The following is a 16,085-nucleotide window of genomic DNA, read 5'->3' as shown; positions in this document are numbered from 1 at the left end:
AATGTTTAAGAAAGCATTCAAAAAACTGTTTAATATCAGAGAAAAAGTCGTAATCGAAAAGCCAAAAAGCTTTTCAACGACTACAGAACTTTATCAACCCTCCCAGCTAAAACTACAGCCAAGTAATATTCAGCCAGAGGTTACTCAAGTTACCGCTATAGATGTTACTTCTCTTTTCTACAGCTTGTTGTTTCCTAGTATTCAGCAAAACGGTGTGGCAAATGAGTTGGAGAAAAATGTATTTAGGCGAGTAGAAGCTGCGTTGTCTGCGCCAAAAGCCATTGCAGATAGGGTATTAAAACTACCAACGCAAGTGGCGGCATTGGATAAACAGCTGGCGGACGAGACTAGCGATACCAAAGCCTTACTCGTCTTGATAGAAAAAGACCCTCTGCTAAGTATTGAGGTGCTAAAACTATGTAACAGCCCGCTGTTCAGACGCAGCGAAAAAGAGATCACCAGTTTACAGCAAGCATTAGTGCAGTTGGGGCGAGAGCAGATAAGGCGTTTTGTTACGACCAGTTTACTGCGTGGTTGTATTGAAATTAAGCCTATCTATTTCCGTCGCTTTGGTTCGCAAATTTGGCGTCATTCAATGCAAGTTGCCTATTTGGCAAGTGAGCTGTTTGAAGAAGATAGCGAAAGTGCCTTTATGTTGGGGCTAATCCATGACGTTGGTAAAATAGCGATCTTTAAATTGTTGTTAGAAGCGTTTAAGCAAGCAGAACCGGGCGAACAGCCTTGTTCTAGCCTCTTTAAGCAAGTGATGACGGCTAAATCATTAAGCCTAAGCGCCCTATTGGTGCAATATTGGGAATTACCTGCAATATTCAAGGCAGAGCTTAGTCGGTTAGCGATTGTTGATTCTAAGCCTGTTGGTGGCCTTGCTGAAGCGGTATGGCGGGCTAATTTAATCAGTGAGTGTTCGATGTTATTGGAAGCAGGGAAGTTGCAGGAGCAACAACTTAATCGTTTATTAATGGATACTGGTATTGATAGAACGGGCTTTGATGAATTGCACCAGAAGCTGATTCAGTTCTGATTAAAAATTGCAGTCAGTTTTAAGATACAAAAAAGCCCCTAACTTAGGGGCTTTTTAATGAGCTAATATTAGCTGGATTTACTGTAGCAATGAAATATCTGCAGCATGTAAGAACTGATCGCGTAGGCTAGAAAGTAACGCTAAGCGGTTGTTCTTAAGAGCTTCATCATCAGCCATTACCATGACATCTTCAAAGAAGGTATCTACGCTTTCACGCAAGCTAGCGAGTAGTGCCAGTGCTTCTTGGTAGTTAGCAGCTGCAAATAACGGTGCTAATTGTGGCTGTAGCTCTGCAAGTTTAGCAGCAAGTGCTTTTTCCGCTGCTTCAACCAGTAAGGCATCATCGATAGTTGCTGGCAGCTCGCCTTCAACTTTCGCTAAGATGTTTGATACCCGCTTGTTTGCTGCTGCGAGCGCTAAGGCTTGTTCTAGTGTTCTGAAATGTGCCACTGCTTTAATGCGGCTTTCAAAGTCAGCTGGAGCGGTAGGACGGCGAGCCAATACAGCAAGGATAACATCAACGCTAATTCCTTGGTCTTGGTACCATGCTCGGAAACGCCCCATAAAGAACTCAAGTACTTGCTCAGGCGCTTTGTCATTAGTGAGGTTTTCACCATGTAACTCTTGTGCTTTAGCAATCAAATCGACGAGATCAAGTGGTAAGTTATTTTCTAAACAGATACGCAATACACCAATTGCAGCACGACGCAGTGCGAATGGGTCAGCAGCACCTTTCGGCGCTTGGCCAATACCAAAAATACCCACCAGCGTGTCGAGCTTTTCAGCCAGTGCAACACAGATAGATACGGGGGCAGTAGGCACTGTATCGCCTGAGAATTTAGGCTTGTACTGCTCAGATAGTGCAACTGCTACCGCTTCTGTTTCACCATTTAGACGCGCATAATGCATGCCCATAGTGCCTTGAAGGTCGGTAAACTCCATCACCATGTTAGTCATCAAGTCTGACTTACACAGTAGACCTGCACGAGCAGCTTCTTCGCTATTAGCGTCGATGCTGGTGGCAATGTATGCCGCCAATGTAGAGATGCGTTCAACGCGTTGCTTGATGGTGCCAAGCTGCTTTTGGAACACAACGGTTTCTAAGCTACTAAGGCGTGACTCAAGGCTGTTCTTTTTATCTGTTTCGAAGAAGAACTCAGCATCAGCTAGGCGAGGGCGAACCACTTTTTCGTTACCTGAAATAATCTGTTGCGGATCTTTCGATTCGATATTGGTAACAAAAATGAAGTTAGGCAATAGTTGACCTGCATCATCAAATACTGGGAAGTATTTTTGATCGCCTTTCATGGTATAAACCAAGGCTTCAGCAGGTACGTCGAGGAACTTTTCTTCAAAACTCGCCGTTAATACAACAGGCCATTCGACAAGCGAAGTCACTTCTTCAAGCAAATCATCTTCTAGATCTGCTACGCCACCTAATTTAGCGGCTGCAGCCTCTGCATCAGCTTTTATCTGTGCTTTACGAGCTTCATAATCTGCATCGACTTTACCTTGCTCTTTTAGTACTGAGAGGTAATTGTCTGCATGATCAAGCTCTATGCTTGGCGTACCCATAAAGCGGTGACCGCGGATGATACGATCAGACTTAATACCTAATAGTTCTCCTTCAACCACTTCACTGCCTAATAGCATAGTAACAGTGTGTACTGGGCGGATAAACTGGGTGGTATTGCTACCCCAACGCATCGGCTTAGGAATAGGTAATTTGTCTAATGAGCGCTGCGCCATTGCAGCAATCAAGCTCTTAGTTTCAACACCAACCACTTTTGCTTGATGCAGTAACCATTCACCTTTATCAGTCTTAAGGCGATCTGCTTGTTCTACAGTAATACCATTACCACGAGCCCAGCCCATGGCAGCTTTGGTTGGGTTACCGTCAGCATCAAAAGCTTGTGCGACAGCTGGGCCACGTTTTTCAACTACCTTGTCTGCTTGAGCAAGTGCAAGTTGGTTGATGTTTATCGCTAGGCGGCGAGGCGCTGCATGCCAAACCGCAGACTCAAAAGTCAGCTCAGCTTTTTTCAGCTCGTCAGTAAAGTTACTAAGAAAAGACTCTGCCAATTTACGCAGTGACTTTGGTGGCAGTTCTTCTGTACCGACTTCAATCAGTAAGTTTTCAAAATTCATCAGTTAATCCTCTACTTACCGATAGGGAAGCCAAGTGCTTCACGAGATTGATAGTAAGCTTCAGCAACACCTTTGGCCATGGTGCGAACGCGTAAAATGTAACGCTGGCGCTCAGTCACAGAGATTGCATGGCGGGCATCTAGCAGGTTGAATGCGTGAGAGGCTTTCATTACCTGCTCATAAGCAGGTAGGGCGAGCGGCTTCTCTAATGAAAGCAGGTGTTGGCAAGCAACTTCGCAGTCATCGAATGCTCTAAATAAGACTTCAACATTGGCGTGTTCAAAGTTATAAGCTGATTGCTCAACTTCATTTTGATGGAAGATATCGCCATACATGACTTTGCCCATCGGGCCGTCAGTCCAGACTAAATCATAAACGTTATCCACTTCTTGGATATACATAGCAAGACGCTCTAGGCCGTATGTGATCTCACCTGTAACGGGCTTACACTCTAGTCCACCAACTTGCTGGAAGTAGGTAAATTGAGAAACTTCCATACCGTTCAGCCACACTTCCCAACCAAGTCCCCACGCACCTAAAGTGGGTGATTCCCAGTTGTCTTCAACAAAGCGAACATCATGGATGTTCATGTCGATGCCTGCTGCTTCTAACGATCCAAGATATAGCTCCTGGATATTATCTGGTGAAGGTTTTAGTACGACTTGGTACTGATAAAAGTGCTGTAGACGGTTTGGGTTGTCACCGTAGCGGCCATCGGTAGGACGACGACTTGGTTGTACATAGGCACAACTCATCGGCTCTGGGCCTAGCGCTCTTAGGAAAGTCATAGGGTGGAATGTGCCAGCACCTACTTCCATATCTAATGGTTGAACAATTGCGCAACCTTGCTGCGCCCAGTATTCCTGTAGGGTCATAATAAAACCCTGGAATGTTTTTACGTCGTGTTTGGTCGTCATATCCGCTTGTCTACTGCCTGGAAGCCTAAATAGAAAATGGTTTCGATTATACCTTGTAGAATAGCGCTTATGTAGGTTATTTTTTATCTGGTTGGTTAAAATTATGGGATTTGTACTATGGAAGTAATACGTTGTGCTTGGGTGGGTAATGATCCTATCTATGAGGAGTACCATGACCAAGTATGGGGTAGGCCGGTATTTGATAGTCGGGAGCTATTTGAAAAGCTCTGTCTCGATGGTCAGCAAGCTGGTTTGTCTTGGATTACGATCCTGAAAAAACAGCAAAACTATGAGGCTGCATTTGCCAATTTTAACCCGGAAATTATCGCCCTGTTCGACGCCGATAAGGTTGAGGAGTTACTGCTTAATCCCGGTATTGTTCGTAACCGCTTAAAGGTAAATTCAATTATTAGAAATGCAAAAGCTTATCTAGCATTTGTAGAGCAGGGTAATGATTTTTCAGCGTTTTTATGGGATTTTGTTGGTGGCAAGCCTAAAGTGAATAATCCACGGTCGATGAAAGAAGTGCCAGCCCAAACACCAGAATCTGAAGCGATGTCGAAAGCACTTAAAAAGCTAGGTTTTAACTTTGTCGGACCGACAATATGCTACGCTTTTATGCAAGCTGTTGGCATGGTCAATGACCACACCACGGATTGCTTTTGTTATAAGAAATGCTGATGACTAAGGTGATGCAATGACTAAATGCGATGGGTCTTCATCGTATAAATAGATAGCATTAAATTCTAATTCTCCAGCATCATTTGTATTGGCACTGATAAAGCTGATATTGGAATCAAACTCTGCTAAGTGAGCTTTGCCTTCAGCTGTGAGCTCATCGGTTATCAAAGAGAGTATGCAAGCATTTCCGGCGCAAGCTATGCGTTGGTCATAAATATTGCTGTCTTTTAAGGCCAATAGTTGTTGATTAAGTAGGCCTTGTCTTCTACTTGCTTGTTCATTATCGAGTGGTAATTCGGAAATGTGTTCAATGAAATCTTTGATATCGGTAGTCAGTACCGTTTTTACTGCTCCAGCCTTGAGTTCTCCTTGAACATTGAAAAAGAATGCATCGATGGATTGATGATCTGTAAGATGAGAGTATTTATTTGGCTCATCTTCGGTGTCTAGGTTTTCGGTCACAGAGTGGGTGAATTGCTCGTCAGCTTTATCGTGTTCTTTATTGTTGGAGAAGACGCTCTCTCTAGTTTTTTCAGGGCTTGTGTTTCCTTTGTTGACAGATGTTGCAGGTCGAAGCTCAGAAGTCACACTTGGTTTATTTAGAATGTAGCTTGTCAGCAGAATGGTTAAAGATACGCTTACGCATAGCAAGGCGATGACGTTGATTATTCTCATTAATGATATTCCCTTAAATTTAACTAAGAACTCCGTTCCTTTTTTATACCATAGAGCAATAACTCTTTTTATAAAAGTACATACTAAAAATAAAAGGATGTTCCACGTGGAACATCCTTTTTTGCTAGAGAGCAACTTTATTCTCATTTTTAGAACAAAAATTAATTTTCCTGAAATATTTAAACCGGAGTTAAGTTACTCAGAATTTAAATTTATAAATTAATTCTATTTTTCAAAAAAGAATGGTTTTCTCTCTTTTCCGCGATTTTTGTTGCCACCATTTAACTGGTCCATTGTTTCGGCATTATAAAGTTTACCGTTTACCATGGTGTAAGTAACCCGATCCGTTACTCGAATATCTTCAAGTGGATTCCCGTCAATCACAATTAAGTCTGCCAGCTTACCTTGTTTGATTGAACCAATTTGGTGATCCATCGCAAAGTGTTTCGCTGGGTTAATGGTTGCTGTTTTAAGTACTTCAAGATTACTCATGCCACCTTGAGCAAACATCCACATTTCCCAGTGTGCTGCTAGACCTTCACGTTGACCATGTGCACCGATATTTGGCTTGATGCCAATTTCGTTAAGCTCATTGGCGACTCGAGCTACATTGAAATGGTTGTAATGTTCATCTGGTGCAGTAGGGCGACGCATTGAACGAGCATCAAGAATATCTGATGGCACATACATAGATAGACGTGGGTGAGCCCAAACATCAGTTTTGTCGTACCAGTAGTTTTCACCAGAAATACCACCGTAAGCTACAACAAGAGTTGGTGTGTAACCAACTTCTGTTTGGCCCCAGAACTGCTTTATGTCGCTATAAATATTAGCAGCTGGCAATGAGTGTTCTATACCTGTATGGCCATCAGCAATCATGGTGAGGTTGTGTTGTAGTAAGCTACCACCTTCAGGAACAACCATCATCTCTAGCTCTCGCGCAGCAGCGATTACTTGTTGACGCTGGTTGCGTCGTGGTTGGTTGTAACTTTTAACACTAAATGCCCCAACTTTCTTCAGACGTTCCAAGTGGAATTTGGCATCATCTAGTGAGTCGATATGCGAGGTATAACCCGGAGCATTTGCACCGTATAAAATTGTACCAGTAGAGAATATACGTGGGCCGGCAATGTTACCTGCTTTTTGCTGCTCAGAAGCGGCGAAAATCTCAGTGGTATCATTTGATGGATCATGTATCGCTGTGACACCCAAAGATAGATTAGAGTACAGCTCCCAGTTTTGCTGAGGGATAATCTCATTCTCACCTTGAGCGCCATGGGCGTGTGCATCGAATAAGCCCGGCATCAGAGTTTTGCCTGTTATGTCGATAACTTTAGCATCGCTTGGAATATCGATTACAGAGGATGAACCAACGCTCACAATATGATTATCCTTTACGATAACCGTACCATTGTCGATGATCTGATCATTCTCCATTGTAATGATTTTTCCACCAACAAAAGCAATTGTTCCACGTGGAACATCGGCTTTTTTAGTAAAACCTAGATCAGTAATTGTTGGTTTTACTTTTTCATCTTCAGCTTGTTCGCCATATTGAGTATCTACTTTCACTTGATATAGCTCTGGGCCGAGCGTCCAATAAAGCTGGTTGTTGTCATTGTTCCAACTGATACTTTCACCTGCACGAACACTCAGTTGGGTAACCGGTAAGTTATTCGCTTTTGGGCCAATCTGAACTGTTTCACCATGCTTAGCGAAAGGAGTCACGAAGACCTTAAAGCGCTCAGCGAAGGCCAACTGCTTGCCGTCAGGTGATACTCTAAACTCTGTTGCATGTTTACTGGTGTAGTGCACACGCTTTTCAAAACCATTTAAACCTATAGAAGATAGTTGCGGCGTTTCACCACTTTCCATAAAGTAAACACGTTCATTGTCAGCGCCAAACTGCGGTTGGTAACCGGAGGCAGTGATCTTAACATTGTTATCGCCGTCGATATCTACCTGGTATAACCCTGTTTCTTGTGACCAAGTACGTGGGGTAATGTAGCCACCTTTAGCTTTACGATAAACAATGGTTTCGCCATCAGGAGAGAAGGTGGGCTCAACGTATTTGCCCGGCTCTTTAGTCAGAACCTTGACTCGCTTATTACGAACTGTAGCAAGACTCACTGTGCCTTGCTGTTGGTCATCCCAAGTGGTGAATACTATCTTCTTGCCGTCGCGAGACCATTGTGGAAATAGTTCTCTAAGCTCACTATCAAGTTTAGTTAGTCGAGACATTTTTCCATCAGGTAAGCTCTTGACCCAGATCTTGCCCAGTGCTTCGAACGCTACTTTTTTACCATCAGGTGAAACCTGAGCCATACGCAGCATCTTGACATCAAACACATCTTTGTCGAGATCTTGTTGGAAGCGAACAGCGGGCTGAACCGCTCGTTCTGTTTTAACACTGAAAGGGATCTGTGCAACTGATTTTGACTCTACATCTAGCTTGTTAATCTTACCGTTGGCCCAGAATACGATTTCATCGTTATCAGCTGTCCAGCTCATGGTTGGATAGACACCATGAATTGCCCACGTTTCCTGCATGTCGCGGTCAAGCTCACCGTAAAGTTTTTCTGTTTTACCTGACTTAAGATCTAATAGGTAAAGCGAAGACTGGAAGCCATCCCGCTTAATATAAGCAAGTTTTTCTCCATCAGGGCTCGGTGTTGGTCTAATTGCGCCGCCCGTACCTTGGATCAGTACTTCAATATCACCAGTTTCGGTATCGTAACGCTTGATCTTGTAGATACCTTTTACTGAATCTTTAGAGTAGTGAAATGTTTTACCTGGTGTGGCATCTTGACTGAAGTAGATATAACGGCCATCTGGCGAGTAGGCTGGTTCACCTAAGTCTTTCTGTTCATTTGGTCGTTCGGTTAACTTTACCCCTTCACCGCCAGCAACGTGGTACATCCAAACCTCACCAGCACCTAAACTGCGGCTACCGGTATAATGCTTGCGAGCCACAAGATATTGTCCGTCTGGGCTCCATGCTGGGCTGTTAAGTAAGCGAAAAGTTTCTGTGGTCACAGGCCGCGGATTGCTGCCATCAGCCTCCATGATCCAAATGTTATCGCCGCCATCTTCATCTGAAGTAAAAGCAATGTATTTTCCATCTGGGCTATATACTGGCTGCATCTGCCATGCGATGCCTTTTGCAAGTGGCGTTGCTTCGCCACCGTCTGTTGAGATCTGATAGATATCTCCAAGCAAGTCGAACACTATGTGTTTGCCGTTAGGGCTAACACTGACATTCATCCATGTGCCTTCTGTGACATCAATTTTAACTTGTTGTAGTGGCGCATTTGCGGGTGCATTCACCTGCCAAGATTTCTTATCTTCTTCGGCTAAGGCGGGCATGCTGAAACTTAGCGCAATGGCTGCATATAGGGGGGTGAGCTTATTTTTTAACATGCTATTCCTATGTTTTTTTTGTAGTTGTTCAGGAGTGACAGTATTGCTTGTAATCTAGGTGTCAATTTCGGTAACAGTTATCGCATAAATCTGTTAACAGTAAAACATAAATTCTGTTTCAATTAGTTAAAGGCGGAAGTCGAGAGTTTAATGGGGTAGTGAGTTGGTGGTGTAAATTAACTTACTACTGTATCTATTGGGAGGGGATGGCCGCACCTTTGATGCGGCCCTTGTTTTACTCGGCTGATGCTTTTAGGGAAACAGAGTCATTTATCGCAATGCTAGCATCATTTAAGACGCGGCAGGTGACTCCACCTCGCCAGTCTGGCAACAGCGCTTTTTCCAACCCTGGGTAAGCCATTGCCATCTTCTTACAAGGATCTGTTTCACCGGTTATCTCGAGAATAAGTTCGCCGATGGCAATCTGTTTTCCTTGGTCTTGTGCAGAAAAGCTAATGCCATCAACTAACAGGTTTGCTCTACGAGTAAACCAAGGTAGATTTTTGTGTACCTCGTTACAAGCTAGTTGCCATTGCTGTACCGACATCACAGTAACTTGGCGTTTACCTGGGCGGCCGAAAATATCGTTTTCGACTCCATGGCTTTGGGTGACCGCAGCGTGTTCGGTTGTGATCATCGCGCCGCGTTTTTCAGTTTTATATGCAATACCAATAAGTTTTGTCATCGGATAAATCCCTATGTCCGGTTGAAGAGCTTTAAAGGCCTTTCTTTATCAAATACTGATAAGGAGTCGCTTCTGTTTGGCTGGCGATCAGCGTGTGATCCATGAATTCACAAAAGCTTGGAATATCACGAGTAGTTGCTGGATCATCGGCAATAATCAATAGAGTCTCGCCATCGTTCATACGTCTTACAGACTTACGCACCATCATTACAGGTTCTGGACACCTAAGTCCTAATGCATCGAGTTGATGTTGTGCGTTACTAAATTGGTCGCTCATAATGCCTCGGTAGAACGATTAAACAGAGGAGGCTAATATTACTCCAGAGCCGTTAGTTATCCAAGTTGATTACTGGGTTTTGTGAGATTGACTCTGTTTACTATAAGCTGAATGTTCCACGTGGAACATACCTTTTAAGGATTGCCATCAAACAGTGAGGGCAGCGTATTTAGCATTTAGTAACTGCTGTAAATCAGTTGGTGACAAAGCAATATCTAAGCCTCTGCGACCACCGCTAATATAAATGGTTTCTAGCGCACAGCATGAGTCGTTGATGAAGGTAGGGAGTTGTCGCTTTTGAGCTATGGGGCTGACGCCACCCAATACATAACCAGAGCTTCGTTGCACCTCTATCGCTTCAGCCATCACTGCCTTTTTAGCTTTGGCTGCCTTGGCTATTGATTTCATACTCAGCTTTGCAGCAACAGGAATAATGGCAACGGCCAGTTGCTTAGCGTCGAGCTTTACGACTAATGTTTTAAATACTTGTTCTGCTGGTACAGCTATTTTCTCCGCTGCTTCTAAGCCATATGCTTGGCAGGCCGGATCATGTTGATACTCATGTATCTGATGAGCAATTTTATGTTTAATCAATAGGTCTATTGCAGGTGTCATTGTTGGCCTTATTCTTGGGGCTCGCTAAATAGATTTTTCCATAACTAAGACTTTTATTCCGTGATAGGTGACCTGTTCTACTGCTTGCCAGCCAAGTTTGGAATACAATCCGCTGGCCATATTTTCTGTCTGCAGATTTATATTTGCCACCTTTAATGAGCTCGCTTTGTCGATGATAGCCTTAATCAATCTTTCTGCAACACCTTGCCCTCTATAAGCCGATTCGACATAGACTCCGCCTAACCAATGTTCTCTTTCGGGATAGATATCCATTTCATGAAAACGTAGCTGGGCTGCACCTATTAATTTTTCATTTTCAAGTGCCAGCATAATTAGCGGCAGTTTGTCGTCATTTAGGTATTCAGAGAGCTTTTTCTCAAGCTCCGCAGTGCTGCGACCTTCACCAATATAGCCCCATTCGTCACTATACCACTTCGCGATTTTCGCTATCGATTCCGGTCTTTCCGATAGTAAAAGTAGTTGCATCATCTTGCGCCTTGTTGAGCCGGTTAATTTGACATTTGTTAATGTTTTTCTTAATAGAATGCTGTTAATTATAGTGGTTTTTTATCTTGCCAATTAATCAATATACATAGTTGATGACGGGATAAAAGCCACAATATGAAAGTATTAGCTATTTTTTTTAATTTAGACTTTTTACTTAACTTCATCTAAGTTGTTGTGATACATTGGATTTATTGTTGAGAGGGGGATTCCTCTTATGTGTAGATTCAAGGATGATTAAATCGACATGGATAATGTTGAGAAACCTACCAAGGTTAGTTTCTGGAGTAAGCTACAAAGTATAGCGTTAACTATTGTTGCGCTTATGTTGTCATTAGGGCAGTGGAATGACACTAAAGATGCTGTTAGTAGTGCCTATGAAGCTGTTATCGCTAATTGGACAAACGACATAGAGTACAAGCACCTTTCTACTCTGCATGTCGGCCAAACTCAAGCTTACATTACCAGTGTTTTTGGTGATCCGCATGTATCCAAAAAATCCAAGTCTGATACCGATATTGTCTATTTTTATTACAGCAATAAGAAATACCAACTCACGCTAGTCATTAAAGATAAGCGTTTATCAGGCTATGCTGTGGTTGGCTTAAATCCTGATTTTCAAGTCTCAATTCCCTATACATCCCAGACATTATTATCGACTTCGCTAGAACACTCTTTTTCTCAAACTGATAGTTACTTTTCTGATGCAAATAATCTTGAGTATTACGCTGAAGCTCACGATTTAGGTAAAAAGGTAATGTTCTATAACCTAATTTTGGGGGCTGTAAACTACGGTGATTTTAGTCCTGCTGATCGCCATGCGGTAAAGACGCTCAATGCTGACTTAGATCGGGGCGTTGAGGATATGAGCACTGCATTAGCCACAAGCCGCAAGCTTACTCCAAACTATTTTGCTGTTACTGAGCTTGCGCCCAAAGTGATGGTTGAAGGGCTATTAACTCACTTTGAATATAAGACACTTTTAAAAATAGATTAACATCAAGGATGAAGAATGAATCTAAAACTAAGCGCTATATTTTTAGGGCTAACCTTAGTTGCTGCCTGCCAATCAACAAGTAAGGCTCCTAATTGGTATTTGAATTCTGTAACGACAAATAGTGCATCGCTCGTTGCTGTTGGTGAGGCTGCATCACTTGATAAAGCTAAACAAAAGGCAATGAGTGCCCTTAACCAGCAACTATGGACCGAAGTAAAATCGAAAGGTTTAAGCCGTAATATTGCAAACGACATCAATGGCCGTGAACATTATCAGCAGCTTAATGACTTTAGCGTGAATACTAAGACATTAGCAGTGGTGCTTAATGGTGTTGTATTCTCTAAGGCACAACAGGTTGGTAAAACCTTCTATGTTGAGGCAGTGGTTGATAAGGCAAAAATTAACAGCCAACTGCTTGCTGACATTGAAAGCTACAATCAACAAGCGCAGTTTGAACTCGATAGCTTGCCACAGATGGATCCTCTCGTTTGGTGGCTGAAAAATGCTGATGTGACGACACTCGAACGAAACATGGCGAGTCGGTTATCTATGCTGACCGCATTATCCTCTGAAAAACAGGCTTCCAGAAATCTTATCCCTCAATTAAAAGCAAAAGTGGCAGAGGTGCATTCAGGTATAAAAGTGGCAATTGCAGCGACTGCCAATGACCAGCTGATGAAAAAATCAATTACGGCTTATTTTACAGACTTCAATATACAAGTTGTTGACGGCTCATCAAGCAACTATAGCCATCAACTTATTCTAGATACCGATTGGCGTAAGAACTACATATCAGATATGTATATTTCAACCGTCCAAGTTAACTTAATACTTAAAAATCAGAGTGGTAGCACTTTGGCTAGTAATGAAATTATAGCCAATGCTAATTCTGTAACCAGTTATGAGCGTGCCAATGAAGGTGCCTCTCGCCGTTTTTCTGCCGAGTTAAAAGAGCAGGACTTTTGGAAAGCTTTAGGGCTTTAGTAAAATTTATATAATTGAATAGGGATATCAATATGTTTAAAAAAGCTTTTGTTGCATTAGCCGTGTTAACTGCGGTAACGGGTTGTAAGTCAACAGGCCCTAATGTCTGTTCAGTATCGACTAGAGTTGAGTTACCTGTAAGTAGTCATGTGGTTAAGGGTACTGCTAGTACTAAAGTTATTATTTTTGAGCCGGATCTAAAGGTCGATACTTCAACAGCAAGAAATATTACCGCCTCTTTTCATCAATCATTGACGAAGCAAGTTGATATTACTGGTTCTAAAATTGTGGATCGTAGTTTAGCTAAGAAATTGAAATCAGAGTTACAGATAGCTGAAGCAAGCGGAGTATATAGCTCTGAAGGCGTACCGGTGGCAGATTTTGCCATATTTACCGATATCGGTGTCGCTAGTTTTTCTCGTGAATTTAAGGCTGCTCACAAAGCTTACGACCCCATTGAAGATAAGCGGGTATACGTCGCGGCTGCATGTCATTTCGAGGCCAAAATAGAGGCAAGTACTAAAGCAGTATCATTACCTGATATGTTAACACTAGATCAAATTGAATTTATTGGAGATAGTACTCACTCATATGAGACAAGTAATTCTCGATGCCCAATTTCTAACGACCAGATCAATAGTATGGTTGCTGAAGCGGCCAAGTATTCAGTGACTCGTAATGATGATCTGAAAAACTTATTAGCACCAAGAGCAAGCATTGTAGAGATGCGACAGTGTGATGCCGGCACTATGGTACGTATCGATATGGGCAGCAGCCATGGTGTTGAACCTGAGTGGGATGTTGATTTTATTACCCATGAGAAAGTTACTAACTACGCGGGTGAAATTGAAATCGAAACCAGTGGTTACGGTGAAGGTGAAGTCATTAATAATGCTGAGCATGGCATTAAACCAAATCATTCTTGGGTAATTATTGATAACGATATGGCGGGTAAGGTAAAACGTGGTGATACTGTCAAAGTAAAGTTTGAAGATGCCTGTAATGACTTGTCAATTTTCGCTAGTTTATGCCATAAAACGTCTGAAACAATGTCAAAAACATTTAGCTTTTAAGGGAATAAAATGAAAAAAGTACTAATTACAACAGCTATATTGGGATTAATAGGCGGTTGTTCAAGTAACGACACTGTGCAGAACGTGCAGCAGATAGACTGCTTTTATCCAGACGCTCCAACTGTGAGCGCGCCGCGTTGGGTCTGTGATGTAATGCCTGAAGGTTTAGAAATGGGTGCGGTTGGTTACGCTAAGAAAAGTGTTGCTGGCTTAAGTATTATGCGCGATGTAGCGACTAACGATGCGCGTGCAAGGTTAGCTCAGCAGTTTGAGTCAAACGTTAATACCCTGTTCAAGCAAGCCACTCAAGCGAATGTGATTTCGACCACTGAAAGTGTGTCTGAAGAGGTTAATGAGTATTTTGAGTCTGTGACTAAAAACGTCACTAGCCGTACCTTGTCTAATAGCCGAGTGATCGTTACTCAGCGTAGCCCTGGTGGCGGACTATATACGTTAGTGGGCATGGATAAAGTCACCTACGATGAAAACCTAGCAAAAGTGGTTGCCGCTGCGGGCAAGAAAGATCCTGAGCTGTGGAATAAGTTTAACAACAAGAAAGCTGCTGAAGAGCTAGATGCGGTACTTTCTACGTTACAGAAACTTTAATCATAACCTAGATAGAGAAGAGGGAAGCACTTAGCTTCCTTCTTGCTTTCTACAGGTTTTTTACATTGCGGGCAGTGATGAAAGGATTCAATATGAAGACTCGTTTTACAGGTTTGATGACCTGCTTAATGTTGAGTGCACCGTCGGTTTTTGCAGCAGATCGCTTTGCAGAAATTGATACTGAAATAGATAAAGCTAGTTTTACTCAAGAGCAAAAGGATAAGGAATATCAAGATTTTGTTTTTGCTTACATGGCTGAATATGAAAATTGGCGAGTTGAATATCTTAAAGAGTTTGACCAGTACAGAGCCGAAATTATAAAAAAGTGGGGTGTTGGTGAGATATCTGAGCCACATAAGAGTGTGGAGTACTCTGCAGACCAAACTGTAAAATCGATTATCGATTATGATAATAACGAGGTTTCAGTTTCAATCCTGGTTGATAGCAATACCACTGATGATGAGGCGAAAGCTGAACTTAAGAAGCAAGTTGCTGCATTAGCCGCAACTCCAGAGTCTAATGTATCTAAAGTTATTACTGCACTTGAACCAGAAGCTGTTGCTGCAGTTAAAGTTACCCCAGTGGCATTCTCTGCTGAAAATGAAAAACAAGCTAAACAAGTCATCATAGAGCAAACAAAAGCCCAGTTAGTAGAGATAGATAAAGAGTCGGATAAAGTCCAGCTGACTAAGGCTGATAGCTTATCTATCGACATGATTGAGCAGGTCACTATTCAGAAAAAGAAAAAGTTACTGGCGGTCGCTAAAGAGCGTCTAATTGCCGTTGCTGATGATTATGATAAGCAGCGTGCAGAGAAGACTGCAAAACTAACAGCAAAGAAGATTGTCGAATACAAAGTAAAATTGCCTAAGAATGGTTTGAGCTCAAGAGCTAATGCTGTGGTTGATTTCGCGCAGGAGGAGGGGGAAAGGTGGCAAATTTCCTCAGCACTAATTATGGCGGTTATTCATTCTGAGTCGAGCTTTGATCCCAAAGCAACTTCACCAATCCCAGCCTATGGTTTGATGCAAATTGTGCCAACAACAGCGGGCTATGATGTAAACCAGATCGTGAGAAAGATTAGTGAACCCATGTCTTCCGGTGATCTGTATGTTCCTGATGTAAATGTCGAAACGGGTGCCGCTTATCTTAATATTTTGAATAAGCGTTACCTCAAGTCTATTGAGAACGATGAGAGCCGTTTGTACTGCATGATTGCTGCATATAACACTGGCGCTGGTAACGTTGCTAAAGCGTTTAATGCTGATGGTGCGAGAAATATCAGAAAGGCGGCTAAAGTGATTAACAAGATGGCACCAGATGAAGTTTATCAGCACCTACTCCATAATCTTCCTTATGACGAAACTAAACATTATCTGAAGAAGGTCAGTAGCCGTATCGAACTTTATCAAAATAAGATTTAATATTTTGAGCAAATAAAAAAGCCAGCTGATGCTGGCT

15 protein-coding genes are annotated in these 16,085 nt (G+C 42.4%); 7 read left to right on the top strand and 8 right to left on the bottom strand.

Annotated elements, in window-relative coordinates; genetic code table 11:
* Position 1: 1 nt before the first annotated feature.
* Positions 2 to 1,042 (top strand): HDOD domain-containing protein, encoded by a 1,041-nt coding sequence (locus L2730_RS17725; protein ID WP_248975817.1) that lies wholly within the window; start codon positions 2 to 4, stop codon positions 1,040 to 1,042.
* A 78-nt stretch (positions 1,043 to 1,120) separates the two neighbouring features.
* Here L2730_RS17725 and glyS read toward each other — a convergent pair whose 3' ends face one another.
* Together glyS and glyQ are read right to left on the bottom strand one after the other, a co-directional pair.
* The gene (glyS, locus tag L2730_RS17720; RefSeq protein WP_248975816.1) at positions 1,121 to 3,190 is read right to left on the bottom strand and encodes a glycine--tRNA ligase subunit beta; all 2,070 of its coding nucleotides are present in this window, start codon (positions 3,188 to 3,190) and stop codon (positions 1,121 to 1,123) included.
* Between the two features lie 11 nt (positions 3,191 to 3,201).
* Positions 3,202 to 4,107: a glycine--tRNA ligase subunit alpha gene (gene glyQ / locus L2730_RS17715; protein WP_020910253.1), complete on the bottom strand. Its 906-nt coding sequence runs from the start codon at positions 4,105 to 4,107 to the stop codon at positions 3,202 to 3,204.
* Positions 4,108 to 4,224: 117 nt separating this feature from the next.
* On the opposite strand from glyQ, the gene L2730_RS17710 reads away from it, so the two are divergent.
* Positions 4,225 to 4,788, top strand: coding sequence for a DNA-3-methyladenine glycosylase I (locus L2730_RS17710; protein ID WP_248975815.1), 564 nt, complete (start codon positions 4,225 to 4,227; stop codon positions 4,786 to 4,788).
* 3 nt (positions 4,789 to 4,791) lie between these two features.
* Here the strand turns inward: L2730_RS17710 and L2730_RS17705 are convergent, their stop codons facing one another.
* The 6 genes from L2730_RS17705 to L2730_RS17680 form a co-directional block, all read right to left on the bottom strand.
* Positions 4,792 to 5,463 (bottom strand): hypothetical protein, encoded by a 672-nt coding sequence (locus L2730_RS17705; protein WP_248975814.1) that lies wholly within the window; start codon positions 5,461 to 5,463, stop codon positions 4,792 to 4,794.
* Between the two features lie 225 nt (positions 5,464 to 5,688).
* The gene (locus tag L2730_RS17700) at positions 5,689 to 8,883 is read right to left on the bottom strand and encodes an amidohydrolase family protein (RefSeq protein ID WP_248975813.1); all 3,195 of its coding nucleotides are present in this window, start codon (positions 8,881 to 8,883) and stop codon (positions 5,689 to 5,691) included.
* A 235-nt stretch (positions 8,884 to 9,118) separates the two neighbouring features.
* Positions 9,119 to 9,568 (bottom strand): MOSC domain-containing protein, encoded by a 450-nt coding sequence (locus L2730_RS17695; RefSeq protein ID WP_248975812.1) that lies wholly within the window; start codon positions 9,566 to 9,568, stop codon positions 9,119 to 9,121.
* A gap of 31 nt (positions 9,569 to 9,599) precedes the next feature.
* The gene (tusA, locus tag L2730_RS17690) at positions 9,600 to 9,845 is read right to left on the bottom strand and encodes a sulfurtransferase TusA (protein ID WP_248975811.1); all 246 of its coding nucleotides are present in this window, start codon (positions 9,843 to 9,845) and stop codon (positions 9,600 to 9,602) included.
* A 147-nt stretch (positions 9,846 to 9,992) separates the two neighbouring features.
* Complete coding sequence (gene ybaK, locus L2730_RS17685; RefSeq protein WP_248975810.1) at positions 9,993 to 10,460, bottom strand: Cys-tRNA(Pro) deacylase; 468 nt, start codon at positions 10,458 to 10,460, stop codon at positions 9,993 to 9,995.
* A 24-nt stretch (positions 10,461 to 10,484) separates the two neighbouring features.
* On the bottom strand, positions 10,485 to 10,949 hold the full coding sequence (locus L2730_RS17680) for a GNAT family N-acetyltransferase (protein WP_248975809.1): 465 nt from the start codon (positions 10,947 to 10,949) through the stop codon (positions 10,485 to 10,487).
* Positions 10,950 to 11,211: 262 nt separating this feature from the next.
* Between L2730_RS17680 and L2730_RS17675 the strand changes: the two genes are divergently transcribed.
* The 5 genes from L2730_RS17675 (at position 11,212) to L2730_RS17655 (ending at position 16,048) form a co-directional block, all read left to right on the top strand.
* Positions 11,212 to 11,961, top strand: coding sequence for an ETEC_3214 domain-containing protein (locus L2730_RS17675; protein ID WP_248975808.1), 750 nt, complete (start codon positions 11,212 to 11,214; stop codon positions 11,959 to 11,961).
* A gap of 15 nt (positions 11,962 to 11,976) precedes the next feature.
* The gene (locus tag L2730_RS17670; protein ID WP_248975807.1) at positions 11,977 to 12,945 is read left to right on the top strand and encodes an LPP20 family lipoprotein; all 969 of its coding nucleotides are present in this window, start codon (positions 11,977 to 11,979) and stop codon (positions 12,943 to 12,945) included.
* Positions 12,946 to 12,977: 32 nt separating this feature from the next.
* Positions 12,978 to 14,018, top strand: coding sequence for a hypothetical protein (locus tag L2730_RS17665; RefSeq protein WP_248975806.1), 1,041 nt, complete (start codon positions 12,978 to 12,980; stop codon positions 14,016 to 14,018).
* A 9-nt stretch (positions 14,019 to 14,027) separates the two neighbouring features.
* Positions 14,028 to 14,624 (top strand): LPP20 family lipoprotein, encoded by a 597-nt coding sequence (locus tag L2730_RS17660; protein WP_248975805.1) that lies wholly within the window; start codon positions 14,028 to 14,030, stop codon positions 14,622 to 14,624.
* Positions 14,625 to 14,716: 92 nt separating this feature from the next.
* Positions 14,717 to 16,048, top strand: a complete 1,332-nt coding sequence (locus tag L2730_RS17655) for a transglycosylase SLT domain-containing protein (RefSeq protein WP_248975804.1) — start codon at positions 14,717 to 14,719, stop codon at positions 16,046 to 16,048.
* The last annotated feature ends 37 nt before the right edge of the window (positions 16,049 to 16,085 follow it).

The organism is Shewanella kaireitica, assembly GCF_023284045.1.
Lineage (GTDB): Bacteria > Pseudomonadota > Gammaproteobacteria > Enterobacterales > Shewanellaceae > Shewanella > Shewanella kaireitica.
This window is presented reverse-complemented; position numbering and strand designations above follow the sequence as displayed.

Coding starts and splice junctions, on each gene's coding strand:
- L2730_RS17725 (WP_248975817.1), top strand. CDS start 2: ATGTTTAAGAAAGCATTCAAAAAACTGTTTAATATCAGAGAAAAAGTC.
- glyS (WP_248975816.1), bottom strand. CDS start 3,190: ATGAATTTTGAAAACTTACTGATTGAAGTCGGTACAGAAGAACTGCCA.
- glyQ (WP_020910253.1), bottom strand. CDS start 4,107: ATGACGACCAAACACGACGTAAAAACATTCCAGGGTTTTATTATGACC.
- L2730_RS17710 (WP_248975815.1), top strand. CDS start 4,225: ATGGAAGTAATACGTTGTGCTTGGGTGGGTAATGATCCTATCTATGAG.
- L2730_RS17705 (WP_248975814.1), bottom strand. CDS start 5,463: ATGAGAATAATCAACGTCATCGCCTTGCTATGCGTAAGCGTATCTTTA.
- L2730_RS17700 (WP_248975813.1), bottom strand. CDS start 8,883: ATGTTAAAAAATAAGCTCACCCCCCTATATGCAGCCATTGCGCTAAGT.
- L2730_RS17695 (WP_248975812.1), bottom strand. CDS start 9,568: ATGACAAAACTTATTGGTATTGCATATAAAACTGAAAAACGCGGCGCG.
- tusA (WP_248975811.1), bottom strand. CDS start 9,845: ATGAGCGACCAATTTAGTAACGCACAACATCAACTCGATGCATTAGGA.
- ybaK (WP_248975810.1), bottom strand. CDS start 10,460: ATGACACCTGCAATAGACCTATTGATTAAACATAAAATTGCTCATCAG.
- L2730_RS17680 (WP_248975809.1), bottom strand. CDS start 10,949: ATGATGCAACTACTTTTACTATCGGAAAGACCGGAATCGATAGCGAAA.
- L2730_RS17675 (WP_248975808.1), top strand. CDS start 11,212: ATGGATAATGTTGAGAAACCTACCAAGGTTAGTTTCTGGAGTAAGCTA.
- L2730_RS17670 (WP_248975807.1), top strand. CDS start 11,977: ATGAATCTAAAACTAAGCGCTATATTTTTAGGGCTAACCTTAGTTGCT.
- L2730_RS17665 (WP_248975806.1), top strand. CDS start 12,978: ATGTTTAAAAAAGCTTTTGTTGCATTAGCCGTGTTAACTGCGGTAACG.
- L2730_RS17660 (WP_248975805.1), top strand. CDS start 14,028: ATGAAAAAAGTACTAATTACAACAGCTATATTGGGATTAATAGGCGGT.
- L2730_RS17655 (WP_248975804.1), top strand. CDS start 14,717: ATGAAGACTCGTTTTACAGGTTTGATGACCTGCTTAATGTTGAGTGCA.